The sequence below is a fragment of the Thermosulfurimonas sp. genome (genome assembly GCF_015491435.1).
Lineage (GTDB): Bacteria > Desulfobacterota > Thermodesulfobacteria > Thermodesulfobacteriales > Thermodesulfobacteriaceae > Thermosulfurimonas_A.
Window position 1 is genome coordinate 1 of the sequence record NZ_WFVX01000014.1, and the last position, 16,090, is coordinate 16,090.

A 16,090-nucleotide genomic window follows, 5' to 3' on the forward strand; every position below is an offset into this window, starting at 1 on the left:
GGACTTTGTGGAGATGTTCGTGGGGGTGGGGGCGGCGCGGGTAAGGGATCTCTTTGCCCAGGCCAAGAAACATAGCCCCTGTATCATCTTCATCGACGAGATCGACGCGGTGGGGCGTCACCGGGTGGCCGGAGCCGGCGGGGGGCACGAGGAAAGAGAGCAGACCCTCAATCAGCTTCTGGTGGAGATGGACGGTTTCGATTCCCAGGAAGGGATCATCGTGGTGGCAGCTACCAATCGTCCGGACATATTGGATCCGGCCCTCCTGCGTCCCGGTCGTTTCGATCGTCGGATCACCGTTCCGCCTCCGGATCTCAAGGGGCGGGAGGCCATTCTCCGGGTCCATGCCCGCAAGATCCAGCTGGCCGAGGACGTAGATCTGACCCGATTGGCCAAAAGCACGCCCGGATTTACCGGAGCGGATCTGGCCAACCTCCTGAATGAGGCCGCCATTCTGGCCGCCCGATCCGGAAAGGAACGGGTAGATCTGGAGGATATAGAAAAGGCCAAGGACAAGATCCTCCTCGGCCGGGAGCGCAAAGGGATCATCATCAGCGAGGAGGAGAAACAACTGGCCGCCTATCACGAGGCGGGGCATGCCCTCATCGCCTATCTCCTGCCGGGTATGGACCCCATTTACAAGATCTCCATCATTCCCCGCTCCCACACCCTGGGGGTAGTGCAGCAGCTGCCGGTGGACGAACGCCATGTATATTCCAGGGAATACCTCCTGAAACGGATCATGACCCTTCTGGGAGGCCGGGTGGCCGAAGAGTATGTTTTCGGGGAGGCCTCCACCGGGGCCGGGGACGACCTGGAGAAGGCTACGGAGATCGCCCGGAAGATGGTTTGCGAATGGGGGATGAGCAAACGTCTGGGGCCCCTGGTCTTCCCCCAACGTGAGCCCGGCTATGTAAACCGTAATCCGGCGGATATACGGGCTTATAGCGAAAAGACCGCGCAGGAGATCGACGAGGAAATTCGCCGGATTATCCATCGCTGTTACACCAAGGATTGCGAAATCCTGGCCCGCTATATTAAATATCTCCATCTTCTGGCCGAAGCCCTTCTCGAGGAAGAGACCATCGACGGAGAGACCCTCAAGGAACTCCTTCGGGATGTTGAGCCCCTCGGGGATATCAGGATCGATGAGGATTAGAGGCAGGGATTTTTCCTGGGGCAAGAAGACTTACATTATGGGTATCCTCAATGTAACGCCGGACTCTTTTTCCGACGGGGGGTATTACGTTAAGCCCGAGGCCGCCCTGCGGCAGGCCGAACGTTTGATCGAGGACGGAGCCGACATCCTGGATATAGGGGGGGAATCTACCCGTCCCTTTGCTCAACCGGTGCCCGAGGAGGAGGAACTCCGGCGGGTGATTCCGGTGATCGAAGCGGTGCGTCGCAGGTTTCCCGAGATCCCCATTTCCGTGGATACGTATAAGGCCCGGGTGGCGGAGGAGGCCCTTTCCGCCGGGGCCGACATAATAAACGACGTGAGTGCCCTGCGTTTTGATCCGCGGATGGCCGAGGTGATTCGGCGCCACCGCCCCCCGGTGGTGCTCATGCACATGAAAGGCACCCCTCAGACCATGCAACTTGACCCTCGCTATGAGGATCTACGGGGAGAGATCCGGGATTTTCTTCGGGAAAGGGCGGAGAAGGTTCATGCGCTGGGGGTTCCGCGGGAGGCCATCATTCTGGATCCGGGTATAGGGTTCGGCAAGACCTTTGCGCACAATCTGGAGCTCCTGAAAGCGGTGTCGTTTTTTCGAGAACTGGGATATCCTTTACTTTACGGTCCCTCGCGCAAGGCCTTTCTGGGGGAGATCCTCAAGAAGGAGCCCCGGGAACGGGATCTGGGGACCGTGGCGGTGGTGGTATATCTGGCCCTGGCCGGGGTGGACCTGGTGCGGGTCCACAATGTGGCCTGGTGTCGGGAGGCCCTCAGGGTAATCGAATATCTCAGGTAAGGTTGGTTTTTCATGCATCTCTGGCCCTTTTGGAAATTTTTGCGCTGGCAGGATCTGCTGGATATTTCCATTGTGTCCTATCTTTTTTACCGTCTCCTGCTCCTCATTCGGGGGACCCGGGCCGTCCAGATGGTGGCCGGGCTGGCGGTGATCGTGGTCATGTATTTTGTGGCCGAACACCTCCAGCTCCTCACCCTGCACTGGTTGCTGGGGACCTTCATGTCCTCCATCTTTCTGGTGGTGGTGATCATCTTTCAGGAAGACATCCGCCGGGCCCTCATGCACATGGGGCGTTCCCCCTTTGTCAAGGTCCAGACCGAGTATTCTCAGGTGATCGAGGAGGTGGTTAAGGCGGTAGCCACCATGGCCGAGAAGAAGATCGGGGCCCTGATCGTTTTCGAACGGGAGACCGGTCTCAACGAGTTTGTGGAATCCGGAACCCCTCTGGAAGCCCGGGTAAGCCGGGATCTTCTCCTGAGTATCTTTCATCCCTTTTCTCCCCTCCACGATGGAGCGGTGATCATCCGCGAGAACAAGGTCGTGGCGGCAGGGGTGATCCTTCCCCTTTCCACCAATCCCATGGTGGGGCGTGGTCTGGGCACACGCCATCGGGCGGCCATAGGCATCACCGAGGTCACGGATGCCGTCTCGGTGGTGGTCTCCGAGGAGACCGGGGCGGTGTCCCTGGCCGTAGGGGGTAAAATTACCCGTGAGATCTCCCCGGCCACCCTGCGCCGGATGCTTTCCGAATTGCTGGGGTTCCATTCCGTGGAACCCTGGTGGAGGAGGAAGATCTTCAAATGAGGCTTTTTAAGAAGTACGAGGATTTCTTTCTCAAGCTCACCGCCGTATTTTTTGCCACCCTGCTCTGGTTCTTTGTGGCCCTCCAGGATAAGGTTTCCCGGGAAATCCCCGCCCGGATCATCTGTCGCGACCTTCCCCCACGCACGGTGCTCCTGCGGTGCGAGCCCTCCACGGTGAAGGTGAAGGTGATCGGGCCCCGCAGTCTCTTCCGGGCCCTTCCCGATCGCCCACGAATCATCGTTCTCGACCTTTCCCATCTGCGACCGGGGCTTCAGGTGATCAGGCTTACCCCGGATCAGGTTCCTCTTCCCTCCGGACTTCAGGTGGAGGAGGTGCAACCTTCCCGGGTGGAAGTCCTTCTGGATCGGGTGGTAATCAAGTGGATCAAGGTGGTACCCCAGTTTCAGGGACAGCCGGAAAAGGGGTATGTGCTCGACCGGGTGAGGGTTTCACCTCCCAGTGTAAGGGTAAAGGGGGCTCGCAGCGTGCTGGCCCGTCTTCAGGCCCTTTCCACCTACCCCATAGATCTTTCCCACCGGAAGGAGTCCTTTGAGGTGCGGGTACCCCTTGAAATTCCCGAAGGAGTCATGCATATAAGTCCTGATAAGGTGCAGGTACAAGTCTATCTTCGGAGGGGAGGGTGAAGCTTTTCGGCACCGACGGTATTCGCGGCGAGGCCAATCAGTATCCCATGACCCCGGAGGTGGCCCTCCGGGTGGGCATGGCGGTGGGGTATCTTTTCCGGAATCAGGGGCGTCATCGCCGGATCATCATCGGCAAGGATACCCGTCTTTCCGGCTACATGCTGGAAATGGCCCTGGCTTCCGGGGTCCTTTCCATGGGAGCCGAGGCCTGGCTGGTGGGGCCTTTGCCCACGCCGGCGGTGGCTTTCCTTACCCGTGATCTCCGGGCCGAAGCCGGGGTGATGATCTCCGCCTCGCACAATCCTTTTTATGATAACGGAATCAAGATCTTTGCCGCCGACGGATTCAAGCTTCCCGACGAGCAGGAGGAGCGTATCGAGGAGCTCCTGAATTCCTCCGTTCTGGACCAGGCCCGCTCCCGGGGAGAGGGCATCGGCAGGGCCTACCGCATCGAGGACGCCCGGGGCCGGTATATGGTCTATCTCAAACGGGCCTTTCCGGAAAAGATGGATCTGGAGGGTATGCGGATAGTGGTGGATTGTGCCCACGGGGCCACCTATCGGGTGGCGCCGGAGATCCTGGAAGAACTCGGGGCCCGGGTGATCCGCCTGGGCTGTTCCCCGGACGGTTTGAATATCAATCAGGAATGCGGAGCCCTTTATCCCCAGGCCCTCCAGAAGAAGGTGCTGGAGGAGGGTGCCGAAGTGGGGTTGGCCTTCGATGGAGACGGGGATCGGCTGGTGATGGTGGACGAAAAGGGAAGGATCCTCGACGGCGACCATCTCCTGGCCTATCTGGCCCGGGACCTGAAACAACGGGGCGAACTCTGGGGAAATGCGGTAGCGGTCACGGTGATGAGCAATCTGGGGCTGGAGCGTTTCCTGAAGGCCGAGGGTATTGAGGTAATCCGTACCCAGGTAGGGGATCGGTACGTGGTGGAAAAGATGCGCGAGGAAGGGCTCCGCCTGGGGGGAGAACAATCCGGACACATCGTCTTCCTCGACCAGAGTACCACCGGGGACGGCATCCTTACCGCTCTGCGGGTGCTGGCGGTCATGCGGCAGAAGGAAGAGCCCGCCTCGGAGATCCTGAACCTTTTTGATCGGGTCCCCCAGGTAATCAGGAGTGTCCGGGTGAGGGAAAAGAGGCCTCCGGAGGAGATAGAAGGCTTTTCGGAGCGAATGCGTCGGGCCCGGGAGATCCTGGGCGACAAGGGGCGGGTCCTGGTGCGTCCCTCCGGCACCGAACCCAAATATCGGGTGATGGTGGAAGGGGAGGATCAGCAATTGATCGAAACCCTGGCCGACGAACTGGCTTCTTATCTGGAAAAGTGTCTAGGTTAAAGAGAATACCCTTTTATCTGTGGTGGGTGGCGGCGGCGATGCTGGGAAGCGGGATCGTGCTCCAGGGGTTTAAGTTCGTCCATTTTCGGGCGGCTACCCTCTGTCTCTCCTGCATAGGTCTTCAATGAAACGGCGTCCTTTCTTTCAGTTTCTATCCGCGGTGTGGGCCAATTCCTATCTGGGTTTTTTCCTCCACGGAGGAATTTACACCGGGCGTTGGAAAAATCTCTGTTTTCCCGGTCTGAACTGTTACTCCTGCCCCCTGGCGGTAATGGCCTGTCCTCTGGGGATCCTTCAGCACGTAATGGCCTCCCTGCGGGCCCTGCCCCGGGTGGCTCTGGAGGCCGGACTCTACGCCCTGGGCACCCTCCTGCTTTACGGACTTCTCCTGGGGCGTTTCGTGTGCGGCTGGATCTGTCCCTTCGGTTTCCTCCAGGAATGGCTGTATCGACTCCCGGGTCCCAAGATAATTCTCCCCCGGGGGCTGCGATACTTTAAATGGGGGTTTCTTCTGATCCTGGTCCTTTTTCTTCCCCTGGCCCTGCGCGGTCCCACCGGCTATGGAGAGGTATGGTTCTGCCGGATATTTTGTCCGGCGGGAACCCTGGAGGCGGCCCTTCCCAATCTCCTCACCGAACCCGGGCTGCGGACCCTGGTGGGGCTCCTCTTCTACTGGAAGCTCACCGTCCTGGTGGGTGTGCTCCTGGGGGTGATCCTCTATCACCGGTTGTTCTGTAAGCTATTCTGTCCCCTGGGCCTGATCTATGGATTCTTTAACCGGATCGGGCTCTTTCGGTTACGCTGGGAGGAGAGAAAATGCGTGCTCTGTGGTCTGTGCGAAGATGTATGTCCCATGGAATTGAGGATTCCCCGGGAATTAAATTCTGTGGAATGTATTCGCTGTTTGAACTGTCTGAATACCTGTCCGGCCCGGGCCATCTCCCTGGAAAGATCCCTGGGGCTGGAACCGGAGCTTGACCGAATACCGGTTTCTGTTACAGAAAAAAGAAATGCGTCCTGACGGAAGGCTTCCTCATCAGATTCGTCCGGTGCGTATCGAGAAGGATTTTCTCAAGTACGCGGAGGGGTCCTGTCTTTTCGAGCTGGGGGATACCAAAGTCCTGTGTGCGGTATCGGTGGAGGAAAGGGTGCCCCCTTTTCTCAAGGATACCGGTTGCGGATGGATTACCGCCGAATACGCCCTCCTTCCCCGGGCCACCGAAACCCGTTCTCCCCGGGAGACCTTCGGACGCAAGGGGCGCTCGCAGGAGATTCAGCGACTCATCGGGCGAAGTCTGCGGGCGGTGGTGGATCTTTCGGCCCTGGGAGAGAGGACCTTCTGGGTGGATTGCGATGTATTGCAGGCCGACGGCGGAACCCGCACCGCCGCCATCACCGGGGCTTTCATTGCCCTGAAATTGGCGGTAAAAAAACTTCTGGAAAAGGGTGTGCTTGCCCGGGACCCGATCCGGGAGTATGTGGCGGCCATCAGTTGCGGGATTGTGGAAGGTGAGGTGCGGGTGGATCTTTGTTTCGAGGAGGATGCCGTGGCCGAGGTGGATGCCAATTTTGTCCGGGCCGAATCCGGGGGATGGGTGGAGATCCAGGTGAGCGGAGAAAAGGGGCCTTTCCCCTGGGATAGACTGGAGGAGATGAAAGGCTTGGCGGATCAGGCTATTTCCACCTTAATATCCTTACAGAAAGAGGTCCTGCTATGAGACGCAAGGTTCTGGTCCTGGCTACGGGTAATGAGGGGAAGATTCGGGAGTTAAAGGCTCTTCTGGAGGGGTTACCCTTTAAGATCCTTACCGCCCAGGATTTTCCGGAGATTTCCCCTCCGGAGGAAGTGGGGAGCACCTTTTTCGACAATGCCTTTCTTAAGGCCCGTCATTGGGCCCTGGCCACCGGGCATCTGGCCCTGGCCGATGATTCCGGGCTGGAGGTGGATGCCCTGGGTGGGGCTCCGGGGGTCCGGTCGGCCAGATTCGCAGGGCCCGGGGCCTCGGACGAAGACAACATTCGGGAGTTGCTCGAGCGCATGAAGAACGTGCCCTGGGAGAATCGCACCGCCCGTTTCCGGTGTGTGATCATCGTCTATCATCCCTCGGGAAGATGGCTTAAGGCCGAAGGGGTATGGGAGGGGCTGATCGCCACGGCTCCCCGGGGGGAACAGGGCTTCGGTTACGATCCGATCTTTTTGCCGGTGGAGTTCAATTTTCAGAAAACCGCCGCGGAGATCTCGCCGGAATTCAAGAACCGTTTCAGTCACCGGGGGCGGGCCCTGGCGGCTCTCCGGGAGATGCTCCCTGATTTTCTGAAGGGGTTGTAAAATTTTTCCGTACGGGGCGTAGCGCAGTCTGGCAGCGCACCTGCCTTGGGAGCAGGGGGTCGGCGGTTCAAATCCGCCCGCCCCGACCAGTAAATTTTTCCCCTTCCTGTGATAAACTTCTAAACGATCCGTCCGATAAAAGGAATAGTCTGCCGATTAAGGAGGGAGTATGGACCTCGGTACGGTAGTAGGATTGATTCTGGGGATGGTGCTCCTCACCGGATCCATCGTGGTGGGGGGGCAGATAGGAATATATATCAACATTCCCTCCATCCTGATTACCGTGGGGGGTACCATAGCCGCCACCTTCATTCGCTTTTCCCTCAACGAGGTGCTGGGGTCCATAAACGTGGCTATGAAGGCCTTTTTTTACAAGGTCAAGCCTCCGGAAGAGATCATCAAGGAAATCGTCACTCTGGCCAATATTGCTCGAAGAGAAGGGCTGCTTAAGCTGGAAAAACAGCCCATAGAGGATCCTTTTCTCAAAAAGGCCATTATGTTCTGTGTGGATGGACACGAGGCCGATTTCATCGAGGAGGTCCTTTCCAAGGAGATGCAGCTTACGGCCCAGCGGCACGAAGTAGGGATAAACATGTTTAAGTCCATGGGGGATGCGGCTCCGGCCTTCGGGATGATCGGGACCCTCATCGGTCTGGTGCAGATGCTCTCCTCCATGGAGGATCCCAAGACCATCGGTCCGGCCATGGCCGTGGCCCTTCTCACCACCCTCTACGGAGCGGTGATGGCCAACCTCATCTTCCTTCCCATAGCGGATAAGCTTTCCCTGCGCTCGGAAGAGGAATTACTGGGTAAAAAGGTCATTATCGAAGGGGTTCTGGGGATCCAGAAGGGTCTCAATCCCCGGGTCCTGGAGGAGGTGCTCCAGACCTTCCTTCCGCCCAAGAAGAGAAAGGCCTCCGGTTCCGAGGAGTAAGAGATGGCCGAGGAAGAGAAGAATCAGTGCGAAAGCGGCGCCCCCAAATGGATGACCACCTTTTCCGATCTCATGAGTCTTCTGCTATGTTTCTTCGTGCTTCTGCTCTCCTTTTCGGAGATGGATGTGGCCAAGTTTAAGGAGGTGGCCGGTTCCCTGCGCAACGCCTTCGGGGTGCAGCGGGAGGAGGTGGTCTTTGAGATCCCCAAGGGGCTGGACATCGTGTCGCGGGAGTTCGAGACCCGGTTTACCGTGGAGGAACTGCTGGAACGCTTAAAATCCGCGGTTAAACTGGAGCTGATCAAGGGGCAGATTCAGATCGAAAGCCTGGAAGACCGGGTGGTTCTGCGTCTTAATAATCAATTGATTTTTCCTCCGGGCAGTGCCACCCTTACTCCTCAGGCCAAACGTATCCTGGACAGCCTGGGGGATGTATTCAAGCTTTTCGACGGAGAGATCATCGTGGCCGGACACACCGATAACACTCCTCCCCGAGGGGGGCGTTATCGTTCCAACTGGGAGCTTTCCGCGGCCCGGGCCGTGGCGGTGGTGGAATACCTGCTCAAGAAAGGTTATGTCTTGCCGGAACAGGTGGCGGCGGTGGGCTACGGCCCCTCGCGTCCCCTTTATCCTAACGACACTCCCCAGCATCGGGCGGCCAATCGGCGGGTGGAAATCATCCTTTTACAGAAGAAAAATCCCCTTTTAAAATATCGGGAAACTTTTTCCGGAAAAATAGGCCAGGAAATAATTCCCAGGGAGGTCAAATGAATCCCGAAAATTCCTCCGAGGCCCGGCAACATGTCCGGATAGACGACCGCATCCTCATCCGGTATCGCAGGATCTCACCGGAAGAGTTTGCGCAACGGATAGCCAAATATCGCACCGGGGAAGAGGAACCCTGGATCGATCCCCTGCGCACCCCCCGGGAATCCCGCAAGCTTAGCTATCATCTCCAGAAATTGCGGGAGAAGAACCGGGATCTGGCCGAAGTCCTGGAGATTCTGGCCCTTAAGCTGGATCGACTCCTAGTGGAGGTGAAAAGCGAGGCCCTGAAGGAATTCCGGGAGGTGGTGGCCAATATCAGTGGGGCCGGGATTCGTTTTCCTATTGAGCCTCTACCCGCGGTGGGAGATCTTTTCGAGCTGGACCTGGGGCTTCTTCCGGAGTACGAATTCCTCCGCTGCTACGGTGAGGTGGTCCGGTTGGAGGAGAAAGAAGCGGCCTTCAAGTTCGTGTGGATTACCGAGGAGGATCGGGATCGTCTGGTGCAGCACATCTTTCGCAAGCAGCTCCTTCAGATCCAGGCCTCAAGGCGAACCATAAAGGGTTAAACAGGCCCCGCACCGGCGGCATTTCCGGGTGGAGGGACAGGGCGGGCTTTCCTCGGCTTGAAGGGCCTTTTCCCATTCCTGGAAAAGAAAGTCCCTGTCCAGGCCGGTGCGGACCACCTCCTCCCAGGGAAGCGGAGATCCGGGCTCAAATCCGGAAAAGACGGGCCGGATGGAGGCCGGAGGGGTCTTAAGGAGCCGGGAGAGGGGTTCTCCCCGGGCCAGTCCCTTGAGCAAAGGGGCCAGGTCTTCCTTCCCGCGCGAGAGAAGGGCCTGAAGCCGGGCCATACGTATGGATTCTAACGACACCTTTATTCCCTGTCGCAAGAGGAGTCGCTTCAGGAAACGGGCTTTCTTTTTCAGAATTTCGGGATCCTCGAAGCGGGCCCACTGAAAGGGGGTCCAGGGTTTGGGTACAAAGGGAGAGAGCGATACGGTGATCTCCTTTCCGGAAAGCTCCCGGATCTTCCCTGCCAGCTGGGGGATGGCCCTCAGATCCTCCTCGGTTTCCCCGGGAAGACCGAACATGAAGTAGAGTTTGAGCCGTCTTACCGGCCAGGTTTTCAGCCGGCGGGCCGCAGAAAGGATGGTTTCTTCCGGAAGACGTTTGTTGATGATGCGTCGAAGCCGGGGGCTTCCGGCCTCAGGAGCCAGGGTAAGGGTGCGGGTTGCGGAAAAGATCTCTCTCAGCTCTTCCCGCAGGGCATCCACCCGCAGCGAAGAAAAGGACAAGCCGTGTCCCCGGCGCAGAAGTTCGCGGGCGAAGGCCACGATCTCCTCCTGGGGCAAAAATTCCAGCCCGATCAGGCCCACTTTGACCCCGGACTCCAGTTCGGAGAAGATTTCCGGGAAGGTGTCCGCAGGGGGGCGCCGGGGGGGACGATAAAGATAACCGGCGGCGCAGAACCGACACCCCTGTCCGCACCCCCGGGTCACCTCTATCAGCTGGCATTCCCCGAATTCGGCCTCCGGGGAACGGAGATGCGAGACCAGGGGACGACGCAGTTCCGGGGCCTTGGCGATGCTCACCGGAAAGGGCCCTTCGGGATGGAGAAAGCCCGGCACCTGGCGAAGCTGCTCCAGCAGGAGAGGTTTGTTCTCGCCCCCCTTTCGCAGGGCCTCGATCAGGGCCCGATCCAGGGCTTCGAGTTCCCCCAGAAGAAAACCGTCCAGAAAGGGAAAGAGGGGACGGGGATTTAACCACAGGGCTATCCCTCCGGCCAGGACCGGAAGGTGTCGCTTCCGGGGGTCGAGGGGGAGCCCCGCGGCCAGAAGGATCTGCAGCACCCGGGGGTAGTCCGCCTCAAAGGGAACGGAAAAGAGAACCAGGGCAAAATCCCTTAAAGGACGTTCGGATTCCAGGGAACGCAAACGGGAAAGATCTTCGGACCAGAAGAAACGTTCGCAGACCAGATCCTCCTCGCGATTGAGGGTTTCGTACAGAGACAGGAACCCCAGATTGGCCATGCCCACGGAATAAAGATGGGGAAAAACCAGGGCTATGGGCAGACGATCACGCCATTTCTTGCGGATGGTACCGATTTCGCGGATGGTGTTCATCCCTTGAGAGGCTACCCCGAACCGTCTAAAATTTAAACATCATGACCGATCTTCGGGAATGGGAAAAGGAACGGCAGGGGCCCCTTCTGATTGCCGGTCCCTGTGTGCTGGAGAGTCTGGATCTGGCCCTGGAGGTGGCAGAGTTTATGCGCCAGGCCGCCCGGGAGTACGGTTTTTATTATGTCTTTAAGAGCTCTTTTGATAAGGCCAACCGTACCTCTATTTCCTCCTTTCGGGGGCCGGGGATGGAAAAGGGGCTTTCCTGGCTTTCGGAGGTTCGTGAAAGGGTGGGGGTCCCGGTAACCACCGATATCCACGAGGCCTGGCAGGCCGAGCCGGTATCCGAGGTGGTGGATCTGATTCAGATTCCGGCCTTTCTCTGCCGGCAGACCGATCTTATCCTGGCCGCGGCGCGCACCGGAAAGCCCCTTAACCTCAAGAAGGGGCAGTTCATGGCCCCCTGGGATATGAAATATTCCCTGGAGAAGGCCCGGGCCGGAGGGGCCGAGCTGGTCTTTCTTACCGAACGGGGGACCACCTTCGGTTATCACAATCTGGTGGTGGATATGCGTTCCCTGCCCATTATGCGTACCTTGGGGGCCCCGGTGATCTTTGACGCCACCCACAGTGTCCAGCTCCCCGGGGGAGGGCAGGGAGCCTCCTCCGGGCAGCGGGAGTTCGCCTTTCCCCTTTTGCGGGCGGCGGTGGCCTGCGGGGTGGACGGTATCTTCATGGAGGTTCATCCCCAGCCGGATCGGGCCCTCTGTGATGGCCCCAATAGTTTACCCTTAAGCGATATTCCGCACCTGCTGGCGGTAATCCGAGATATTTACGGGGTTTTGAGGGAACATGGAATATCCTAAGGAAGTTCTGGAGAGGGCCCGAAGGGTGCGCTTTCTGCTCCTGGATGTGGATGGTATCCTCACCGAGGGGAGGATCATTGTGGATTCCGAGGGCCGAGAGATAAAGAGTTTTTTCGTGCAGGACGGTCTGGGGATAAAGCTCCTTCAGAGGATGGGCCTGGAGGTGGGCATCCTTTCCAGCCGTACCTCCCTTCCGGTGGCCTTCCGGGCCCGGGAGCTCGGAATCGAAACGGTCATTCAGGGAGAGCTGGAGAAAGGAAGGCTCTACCAGGAACTCCTGCGGGAAAAAGGGCTGCGAGACGAAGAGGTAGCCTATATGGGGGACGATTGGGTGGACATACCGGTACTCAAAAGAGTGGGATTTGCGATCACCGTGCCCGAGGCCTGGCCCCCGGTGAAGGAGTACGTGCATTATATTACCCGGCATCCGGGAGGACGGGGGGCGGTACGCGAGGTGTGCGATCTGCTGCTCAAGGCTCAGGGAAAATGGGAGGAGGTATGGCGCGTTTTTGGTGGTTAGTTCTGGGAATAATGTGGCTGGTGGTGAGCTGTGGTCCGCCTCCTTCGCCTGCTCCTCCGGTCAAGAATCCACCGGTGGAACAGAAGAAGGAAAAAAACGACCAGAAAGAAAAGACCTCTCCTAAACCCGAAAATTCTTTTAAGCATCTGGAGTATGTGTTCTGGAGGAGGGGGCGGGTTCGCTGGGTGGTCCGGGCGGATCAGGCCTACCGGTTCCGGAGCCGCCTGGAGATGACCCATCCGCGTATTGTCTCCCGGGAAAGGGCCGGGCTGCACCTGGAGGCCCGGCGAGGGGTCTATTTCTTCTCCCGCCGGCTCTTTTTCTTTCAGGGAAAAGTGGTGCTCCACACCCCGAACAAGGGCACCCTTTACACCCGCACCCTCTATTATCGTCCGGAGGAGGAAAAGCTCAGCGGCGATCAGCCCCTTCTTCTCAAGGATCGGGGGATGGTCCTTCATGGAGTGGGGTTCGAATATGATCTTAAGACCGGTAAATTGCGCATCTTTAAACAGAGCCGGGTAGAATTTCATGCCTAGACTGCTTCTGGTGCTGCTTTTTTTGCTGAGCTGGGTCTCTCCCCTCGGAGCCAGTCAGATCGATATCCGTTCTCAACACATGGAGGTCCTGGAACAGGAAAAGATCGCCGTTTTTTCCGGCAAGGTGAAGGCCCGGAAAGGGGATCTCAGGATCTGGGCCGATCGTCTTTACGTTTATTATCGAACGGTGAAGGGCAAAAGGGAGGTGGTCAAGTTAATCGCCCTGGGAAACGTGCGCATAGAGAAGGGGCCCTGGCGGTCCCTTTCGGGCAAGGCGGTTTATTTCCGCAAGGACGATCGGCTGGTTCTGGAGGATCATCCCCGGGTGTGGCACGGAAAGGATGAGGTTCGCGGCGCGGTGGTTATCATTTACTTCCAGGACGATCGCAGCGAGGTCCTTTCCGGGCCGGGGCAGCCGGTGGAGGCCTATGTCTATACGGACTGAGGGTATCTTCCGGGCCCAGGGGTTGCGTAAACGCTTCGGGAGAAAGGAGGCGGTCAAGGGGGTGGATCTTTACGTATCCCCCGGAGAGATAGTAGGCCTTCTCGGGCCTAACGGAGCGGGAAAGACTACCACCTTTTACATACTGGCGGGATTTTTGCGTCCGGAGACCGGGGATGTCTTCCTGGATCAGGAACCCATAGGGCATCTGCCGGTGTACAAACGGGCTCGAAAGGGTATCATATATCTTCCCCAGGAACCCTCGGTCTTTCGAAGACTTACCGTGGAGGACAATGTGAGACTGGTACTGGAGGAACTGAAGCTTAAGACGGAAGAAATTTCCGAGCGCCTGGAGCGGCTTTTGACCCTTCTGGGGCTGGAAGGGTTACGCCGACAGAAGGCTTATTCCCTTTCCGGAGGAGAGCGACGCCGGGTGGAGATCATGCGGGCCCTGGCCATGGAGCCTCGTTTTCTCCTCCTGGACGAACCTTTTGCCGGGATAGATCCCCTGGCCGTCTCCGATCTCAAGCGACTTCTGGCCCAGCTCAAGTCCAGGGGGCTGGGGATCCTCATCTCCGATCATAATGTCCGGGATACTCTGGCGGTGTGCGATCGGGCTTATATTATGGCTGAGGGAAGGGTAGTGGCTGCGGGTCCCCCGGAGGAAGTGGTGACCCATTCCGAGGTGCGACGTCTTTATCTGGGAGAGGATTTCACCCTGTAGGAAGGCGCATGGCCCTGGACCTCAAACTCCATCTGCAGCAGCGTCCGGAGCTTCTCCTCTCCCCGCAGCTGCGTCTGGCTCTGAAGCTTCTGCAGTTTAATCGGCTGGAGCTGGAGCAGTATCTGCGGGAGGAACTGGAGAGAAATCCGGTGCTGGAGGTGGAAAACGAGCATTCGGATCTTTCCCTGGAGGAGCTTTACGCCGAGACCGGACCGGCAGGGGTGGAGGGGTCCTGGGAGGATCTCTTCGAGGAGGAGTTTTCTCCCTATCCCACCCACAGTTTCGAGGAGGCGGAGCCTGTTTCCTGGGAGGCCCGTCTGCACAAGGAGGAAGATCTTTACGGGCACCTCCTGTGGCAGGTGTCGCTGGCCGCCTTTTCCGAGGCGGAACGCCGGGTGGCGGAGTATATCATTCAGAACATCAACGAGAGGGGGTACCTCACCCTTTCGCCCTCCGAGATCGCGCAGGATCTGGGGGTTTCGGTTGCGCTGGTGGAGGGGGTGCGGGAGCGAATCAAATACTTCGATCCGGTGGGGGTGGCTTCCCTTGAGGTCAGGGAGTGTCTTCTGGCCCAGCTTTCCTATTTGGGAATAGATTCCGGGCTGGTGGTGGAGATCGTGCGCGATCATCTCTCCGATATCCCCCGGGGGCCGGAATTTTTGGCCCGCAAGCTTAAAACCTCTCCCCGGGAGATAAGCCAGGCCCTGGAGATTATCCGGGGACTGGAACCCTTTCCGGGGCGGGCTTATTCCTCGGGAGGGGTGACCCTTTATCTGGAACCGGACGTGATCTTTTTTTACCAGGAAGGCCGCTGGCGGGTTCGGCTATATGACGAGGGCATGCCCCGGTTGCGCATAAGCGCCCGTTACCGCAAACTTCTGGCCGATCCCACCGTTCCCCGCAAGGCCAAGGTCTTCCTTCGGGAGCGTCTGCGTTCCGCGGAATGGCTGATCCGGAGTCTGGATCAGCGGGAGAAGACCCTTCTTAAGGTGGCCGAGGTCCTGGCCGAACTGCAGCGGGACTTCCTGGAGAAGGGGCCGGCCTATCTTCGTCCGCTCAATCTGCGCGAGGTGGCCGAGCGGGTGGGGGTACATGAATCCACGGTGAGCAGGGTTACCCACCATAAATACGCCGAAACCCCTCACGGTCTCTTTGAACTCAAGTTCTTCTTTCCTTCGGGGCTCAAGAGAGAGGGAGGGGAGGCGGTTTCCTCGGAGGCGGTAAAAAGGTATCTGCAGGAACTCATTGCCGCGGAGGATCCCAAACGTCCCTATAGCGATCAGGACCTGGCCCGGATGCTAAGTGAGCAATATAGGGTTAAAATAGCGCGTCGCACGGTGGCCAAATACCGGGATCTTCTGGGTATTCCCCCGGCCCGGCAACGGAGAAAAACCTGATACCAAGGCAGGAGGTAGAGGTTATGCAGATCAACATCACTTTCAGACATCTGGAATCTTCGGAGGGGTTGAAGGAGTACGTGCGCAAGAAGATAGGCCGGCTGGAAAAGTATTTCGAGGGGCCGGTAGAGGCCCATGTAATTCTTAAGGCCGAAAAGTTTCGCCAGGAGGCCGAGGTTATCCTCCGGGGGGACGGCATGGATGTCACCGCCCGCGAGGAGACCCAGGACATGTATGAGGCCATCGATCTGGTGACGGATGTACTGGAAAAACAGATCAAACGGTTGCGGGAAAAGCGGAAGGGCATAACCAAAAAAGGACGGCGCGAGGAACCTCCCCCGGTGACCCTTTCGGCCGAGGAAACTCCTCCGGAAATCCTGATCGAGAGGGTGGCTTTGAAGCCCATGTCGGTGGAAGAGGCCCTGGCCCAGTTTGCCGGGGAAAGTCGGCCGGTATTCCTTTTTCTTAATTCCGATGAGGGAGACCGGCTCTGTGCCCTCTACCGGGACGGGGAACGCGTAGTCCTGGTGGTTCCGGAGTAGGATGCGACTGAGTCACTTGCTCTGTACTCGGGGTATCCTCCCGGAGGTAAGCGCCCGGGACAAGTGGTCGTTTTTTCGCGACCTGAGCCGAATCCTGGCCGAGGAGGTCGGTATCCCGGTCGAACGCATAGAGCAGGCTCTTACCGAA

The 16,090-nt window shown here is 58.4% G+C and carries 20 protein-coding genes and 1 tRNA gene; 20 read left to right on the top strand and 1 reads right to left on the bottom strand.

The features are described 5' to 3' along the window. From F8J34_RS00565 to F8J34_RS00625, 13 genes are all read left to right on the top strand, one after another. Positions 1-1,159, top strand: a 1,159-nt coding sequence (locus tag F8J34_RS00565; protein ID WP_297055273.1) for an AAA family ATPase, incomplete at its 5' end; no start/stop codon positions are given. Next, positions 1,149-1,973, top strand: coding sequence for a dihydropteroate synthase (folP, locus tag F8J34_RS00570; RefSeq protein WP_297055276.1), 825 nt, complete (start codon positions 1,149-1,151; stop codon positions 1,971-1,973). The genes F8J34_RS00565 and folP, both read left to right, overlap by 11 nt. A 12-nt stretch (positions 1,974-1,985) precedes the next feature. Further along, complete coding sequence (cdaA, locus tag F8J34_RS00575) at positions 1,986-2,777, top strand: diadenylate cyclase CdaA (RefSeq protein WP_297055278.1); 792 nt, start codon at positions 1,986-1,988, stop codon at positions 2,775-2,777. Then, a complete protein-coding gene (locus F8J34_RS00580) occupies positions 2,774-3,421 on the top strand; it encodes a CdaR family protein (RefSeq protein ID WP_297055281.1) in 648 nt (215 codons plus the stop codon). Before cdaA ends, F8J34_RS00580 begins: the two co-directional genes overlap by 4 nt. After that, complete coding sequence (gene glmM / locus F8J34_RS00585) at positions 3,418-4,764, top strand: phosphoglucosamine mutase (protein WP_297055284.1); 1,347 nt, start codon at positions 3,418-3,420, stop codon at positions 4,762-4,764. The genes F8J34_RS00580 and glmM overlap by 4 nt, the downstream gene beginning before the upstream one ends. Continuing rightward, positions 4,752-4,892 (top strand): hypothetical protein, encoded by a 141-nt coding sequence (locus tag F8J34_RS00590; RefSeq protein WP_297055286.1) that lies wholly within the window; start codon positions 4,752-4,754, stop codon positions 4,890-4,892. The genes glmM and F8J34_RS00590 overlap by 13 nt, the downstream gene beginning before the upstream one ends. Continuing rightward, positions 4,889-5,785, top strand: coding sequence for a 4Fe-4S binding protein (locus tag F8J34_RS00595; RefSeq protein ID WP_297055289.1), 897 nt, complete (start codon positions 4,889-4,891; stop codon positions 5,783-5,785). The genes F8J34_RS00590 and F8J34_RS00595 overlap by 4 nt, the downstream gene beginning before the upstream one ends. Then, on the top strand, positions 5,775-6,482 hold the full coding sequence (gene rph, locus F8J34_RS00600) for a ribonuclease PH (RefSeq protein WP_297055292.1): 708 nt from the start codon (positions 5,775-5,777) through the stop codon (positions 6,480-6,482). The genes F8J34_RS00595 and rph overlap by 11 nt, the downstream gene beginning before the upstream one ends. Continuing rightward, entirely contained in the window at positions 6,479-7,093 is a 615-nt protein-coding gene (gene rdgB, locus F8J34_RS00605) for an RdgB/HAM1 family non-canonical purine NTP pyrophosphatase (RefSeq protein WP_297055294.1), read from the top strand. The genes rph and rdgB overlap by 4 nt, the downstream gene beginning before the upstream one ends. Before the next feature lie 12 nt (positions 7,094-7,105). Further along, positions 7,106-7,182, top strand: a tRNA-Pro gene (locus F8J34_RS00610). Between the two features lie 80 nt (positions 7,183-7,262). Further along, complete coding sequence (pomA, locus tag F8J34_RS00615) at positions 7,263-8,027, top strand: flagellar motor protein PomA (RefSeq protein WP_297055295.1); 765 nt, start codon at positions 7,263-7,265, stop codon at positions 8,025-8,027. A 3-nt stretch (positions 8,028-8,030) separates the two neighbouring features. Further along, positions 8,031-8,798, top strand: a complete 768-nt coding sequence (locus tag F8J34_RS00620) for an OmpA family protein (RefSeq protein ID WP_297055296.1) — start codon at positions 8,031-8,033, stop codon at positions 8,796-8,798. Further along, positions 8,795-9,361, top strand: coding sequence for a PilZ domain-containing protein (locus F8J34_RS00625; protein WP_297055298.1), 567 nt, complete (start codon positions 8,795-8,797; stop codon positions 9,359-9,361). The genes F8J34_RS00620 and F8J34_RS00625 overlap by 4 nt, the downstream gene beginning before the upstream one ends. On the opposite strand, the gene F8J34_RS00630 is transcribed toward F8J34_RS00625, so the two are convergent. Continuing rightward, positions 9,338-10,918 carry a radical SAM protein gene (locus F8J34_RS00630; RefSeq protein WP_297055301.1) on the bottom strand — a complete coding sequence of 527 codons (1,581 nt, stop codon included), beginning with the start codon at positions 10,916-10,918 and terminating at the stop codon, positions 9,338-9,340. The two genes, F8J34_RS00625 and F8J34_RS00630, sit on opposite strands and share 24 nt — an antisense overlap. Before the next feature lie 41 nt (positions 10,919-10,959). Between F8J34_RS00630 and kdsA the strand changes: the two genes are divergently transcribed. Genes kdsA through raiA form a run of 7 tightly spaced genes read left to right on the top strand, consistent with a single transcriptional unit; the run spans position 10,960 to position 15,942 of the window. Beyond that, positions 10,960-11,781 carry a 3-deoxy-8-phosphooctulonate synthase gene (gene kdsA, locus F8J34_RS00635; protein ID WP_297055303.1) on the top strand — a complete coding sequence of 274 codons (822 nt, stop codon included), beginning with the start codon at positions 10,960-10,962 and terminating at the stop codon, positions 11,779-11,781. Further along, the gene (locus F8J34_RS00640; protein WP_297055306.1) at positions 11,768-12,301 is read left to right on the top strand and encodes an HAD family hydrolase; all 534 of its coding nucleotides are present in this window, start codon (positions 11,768-11,770) and stop codon (positions 12,299-12,301) included. The genes kdsA and F8J34_RS00640 overlap by 14 nt, the downstream gene beginning before the upstream one ends. Continuing rightward, complete coding sequence (gene lptC, locus F8J34_RS00645) at positions 12,280-12,837, top strand: LPS export ABC transporter periplasmic protein LptC (RefSeq protein ID WP_297055308.1); 558 nt, start codon at positions 12,280-12,282, stop codon at positions 12,835-12,837. The genes F8J34_RS00640 and lptC overlap by 22 nt, the downstream gene beginning before the upstream one ends. Next, positions 12,830-13,282, top strand: coding sequence for an LptA/OstA family protein (locus F8J34_RS00650; protein ID WP_297055311.1), 453 nt, complete (start codon positions 12,830-12,832; stop codon positions 13,280-13,282). Before lptC ends, F8J34_RS00650 begins: the two co-directional genes overlap by 8 nt. After that, positions 13,266-14,003: an LPS export ABC transporter ATP-binding protein gene (gene lptB / locus F8J34_RS00655; RefSeq protein WP_297055314.1), complete on the top strand. Its 738-nt coding sequence runs from the start codon at positions 13,266-13,268 to the stop codon at positions 14,001-14,003. Before F8J34_RS00650 ends, lptB begins: the two co-directional genes overlap by 17 nt. An 8-nt stretch (positions 14,004-14,011) precedes the next feature. Continuing rightward, positions 14,012-15,400, top strand: coding sequence for an RNA polymerase factor sigma-54 (gene rpoN / locus F8J34_RS00660; RefSeq protein WP_297055317.1), 1,389 nt, complete (start codon positions 14,012-14,014; stop codon positions 15,398-15,400). A 23-nt stretch (positions 15,401-15,423) separates the two neighbouring features. Beyond that, the gene (gene raiA / locus F8J34_RS00665) at positions 15,424-15,942 is read left to right on the top strand and encodes a ribosome-associated translation inhibitor RaiA (RefSeq protein ID WP_297055320.1); all 519 of its coding nucleotides are present in this window, start codon (positions 15,424-15,426) and stop codon (positions 15,940-15,942) included. The last annotated feature ends 148 nt before the right edge of the window (positions 15,943-16,090 follow it).

Coding starts and splice junctions, on each gene's coding strand:
- raiA (WP_297055320.1), top strand. CDS start 15,424: ATGCAGATCAACATCACTTTCAGACATCTGGAATCTTCGGAGGGGTTG.
- cdaA (WP_297055278.1), top strand. CDS start 1,986: ATGCATCTCTGGCCCTTTTGGAAATTTTTGCGCTGGCAGGATCTGCTG.
- F8J34_RS00580 (WP_297055281.1), top strand. CDS start 2,774: ATGAGGCTTTTTAAGAAGTACGAGGATTTCTTTCTCAAGCTCACCGCC.
- F8J34_RS00630 (WP_297055301.1), bottom strand. CDS start 10,918: ATGAACACCATCCGCGAAATCGGTACCATCCGCAAGAAATGGCGTGAT.
- pomA (WP_297055295.1), top strand. CDS start 7,263: ATGGACCTCGGTACGGTAGTAGGATTGATTCTGGGGATGGTGCTCCTC.
- F8J34_RS00625 (WP_297055298.1), top strand. CDS start 8,795: ATGAATCCCGAAAATTCCTCCGAGGCCCGGCAACATGTCCGGATAGAC.
- rph (WP_297055292.1), top strand. CDS start 5,775: ATGCGTCCTGACGGAAGGCTTCCTCATCAGATTCGTCCGGTGCGTATC.
- folP (WP_297055276.1), top strand. CDS start 1,149: ATGAGGATTAGAGGCAGGGATTTTTCCTGGGGCAAGAAGACTTACATT.
- lptC (WP_297055308.1), top strand. CDS start 12,280: ATGGCGCGTTTTTGGTGGTTAGTTCTGGGAATAATGTGGCTGGTGGTG.
- F8J34_RS00640 (WP_297055306.1), top strand. CDS start 11,768: ATGGAATATCCTAAGGAAGTTCTGGAGAGGGCCCGAAGGGTGCGCTTT.
- F8J34_RS00620 (WP_297055296.1), top strand. CDS start 8,031: ATGGCCGAGGAAGAGAAGAATCAGTGCGAAAGCGGCGCCCCCAAATGG.
- F8J34_RS00595 (WP_297055289.1), top strand. CDS start 4,889: ATGAAACGGCGTCCTTTCTTTCAGTTTCTATCCGCGGTGTGGGCCAAT.
- lptB (WP_297055314.1), top strand. CDS start 13,266: ATGTCTATACGGACTGAGGGTATCTTCCGGGCCCAGGGGTTGCGTAAA.
- rdgB (WP_297055294.1), top strand. CDS start 6,479: ATGAGACGCAAGGTTCTGGTCCTGGCTACGGGTAATGAGGGGAAGATT.
- F8J34_RS00650 (WP_297055311.1), top strand. CDS start 12,830: ATGCCTAGACTGCTTCTGGTGCTGCTTTTTTTGCTGAGCTGGGTCTCT.
- kdsA (WP_297055303.1), top strand. CDS start 10,960: ATGACCGATCTTCGGGAATGGGAAAAGGAACGGCAGGGGCCCCTTCTG.
- rpoN (WP_297055317.1), top strand. CDS start 14,012: ATGGCCCTGGACCTCAAACTCCATCTGCAGCAGCGTCCGGAGCTTCTC.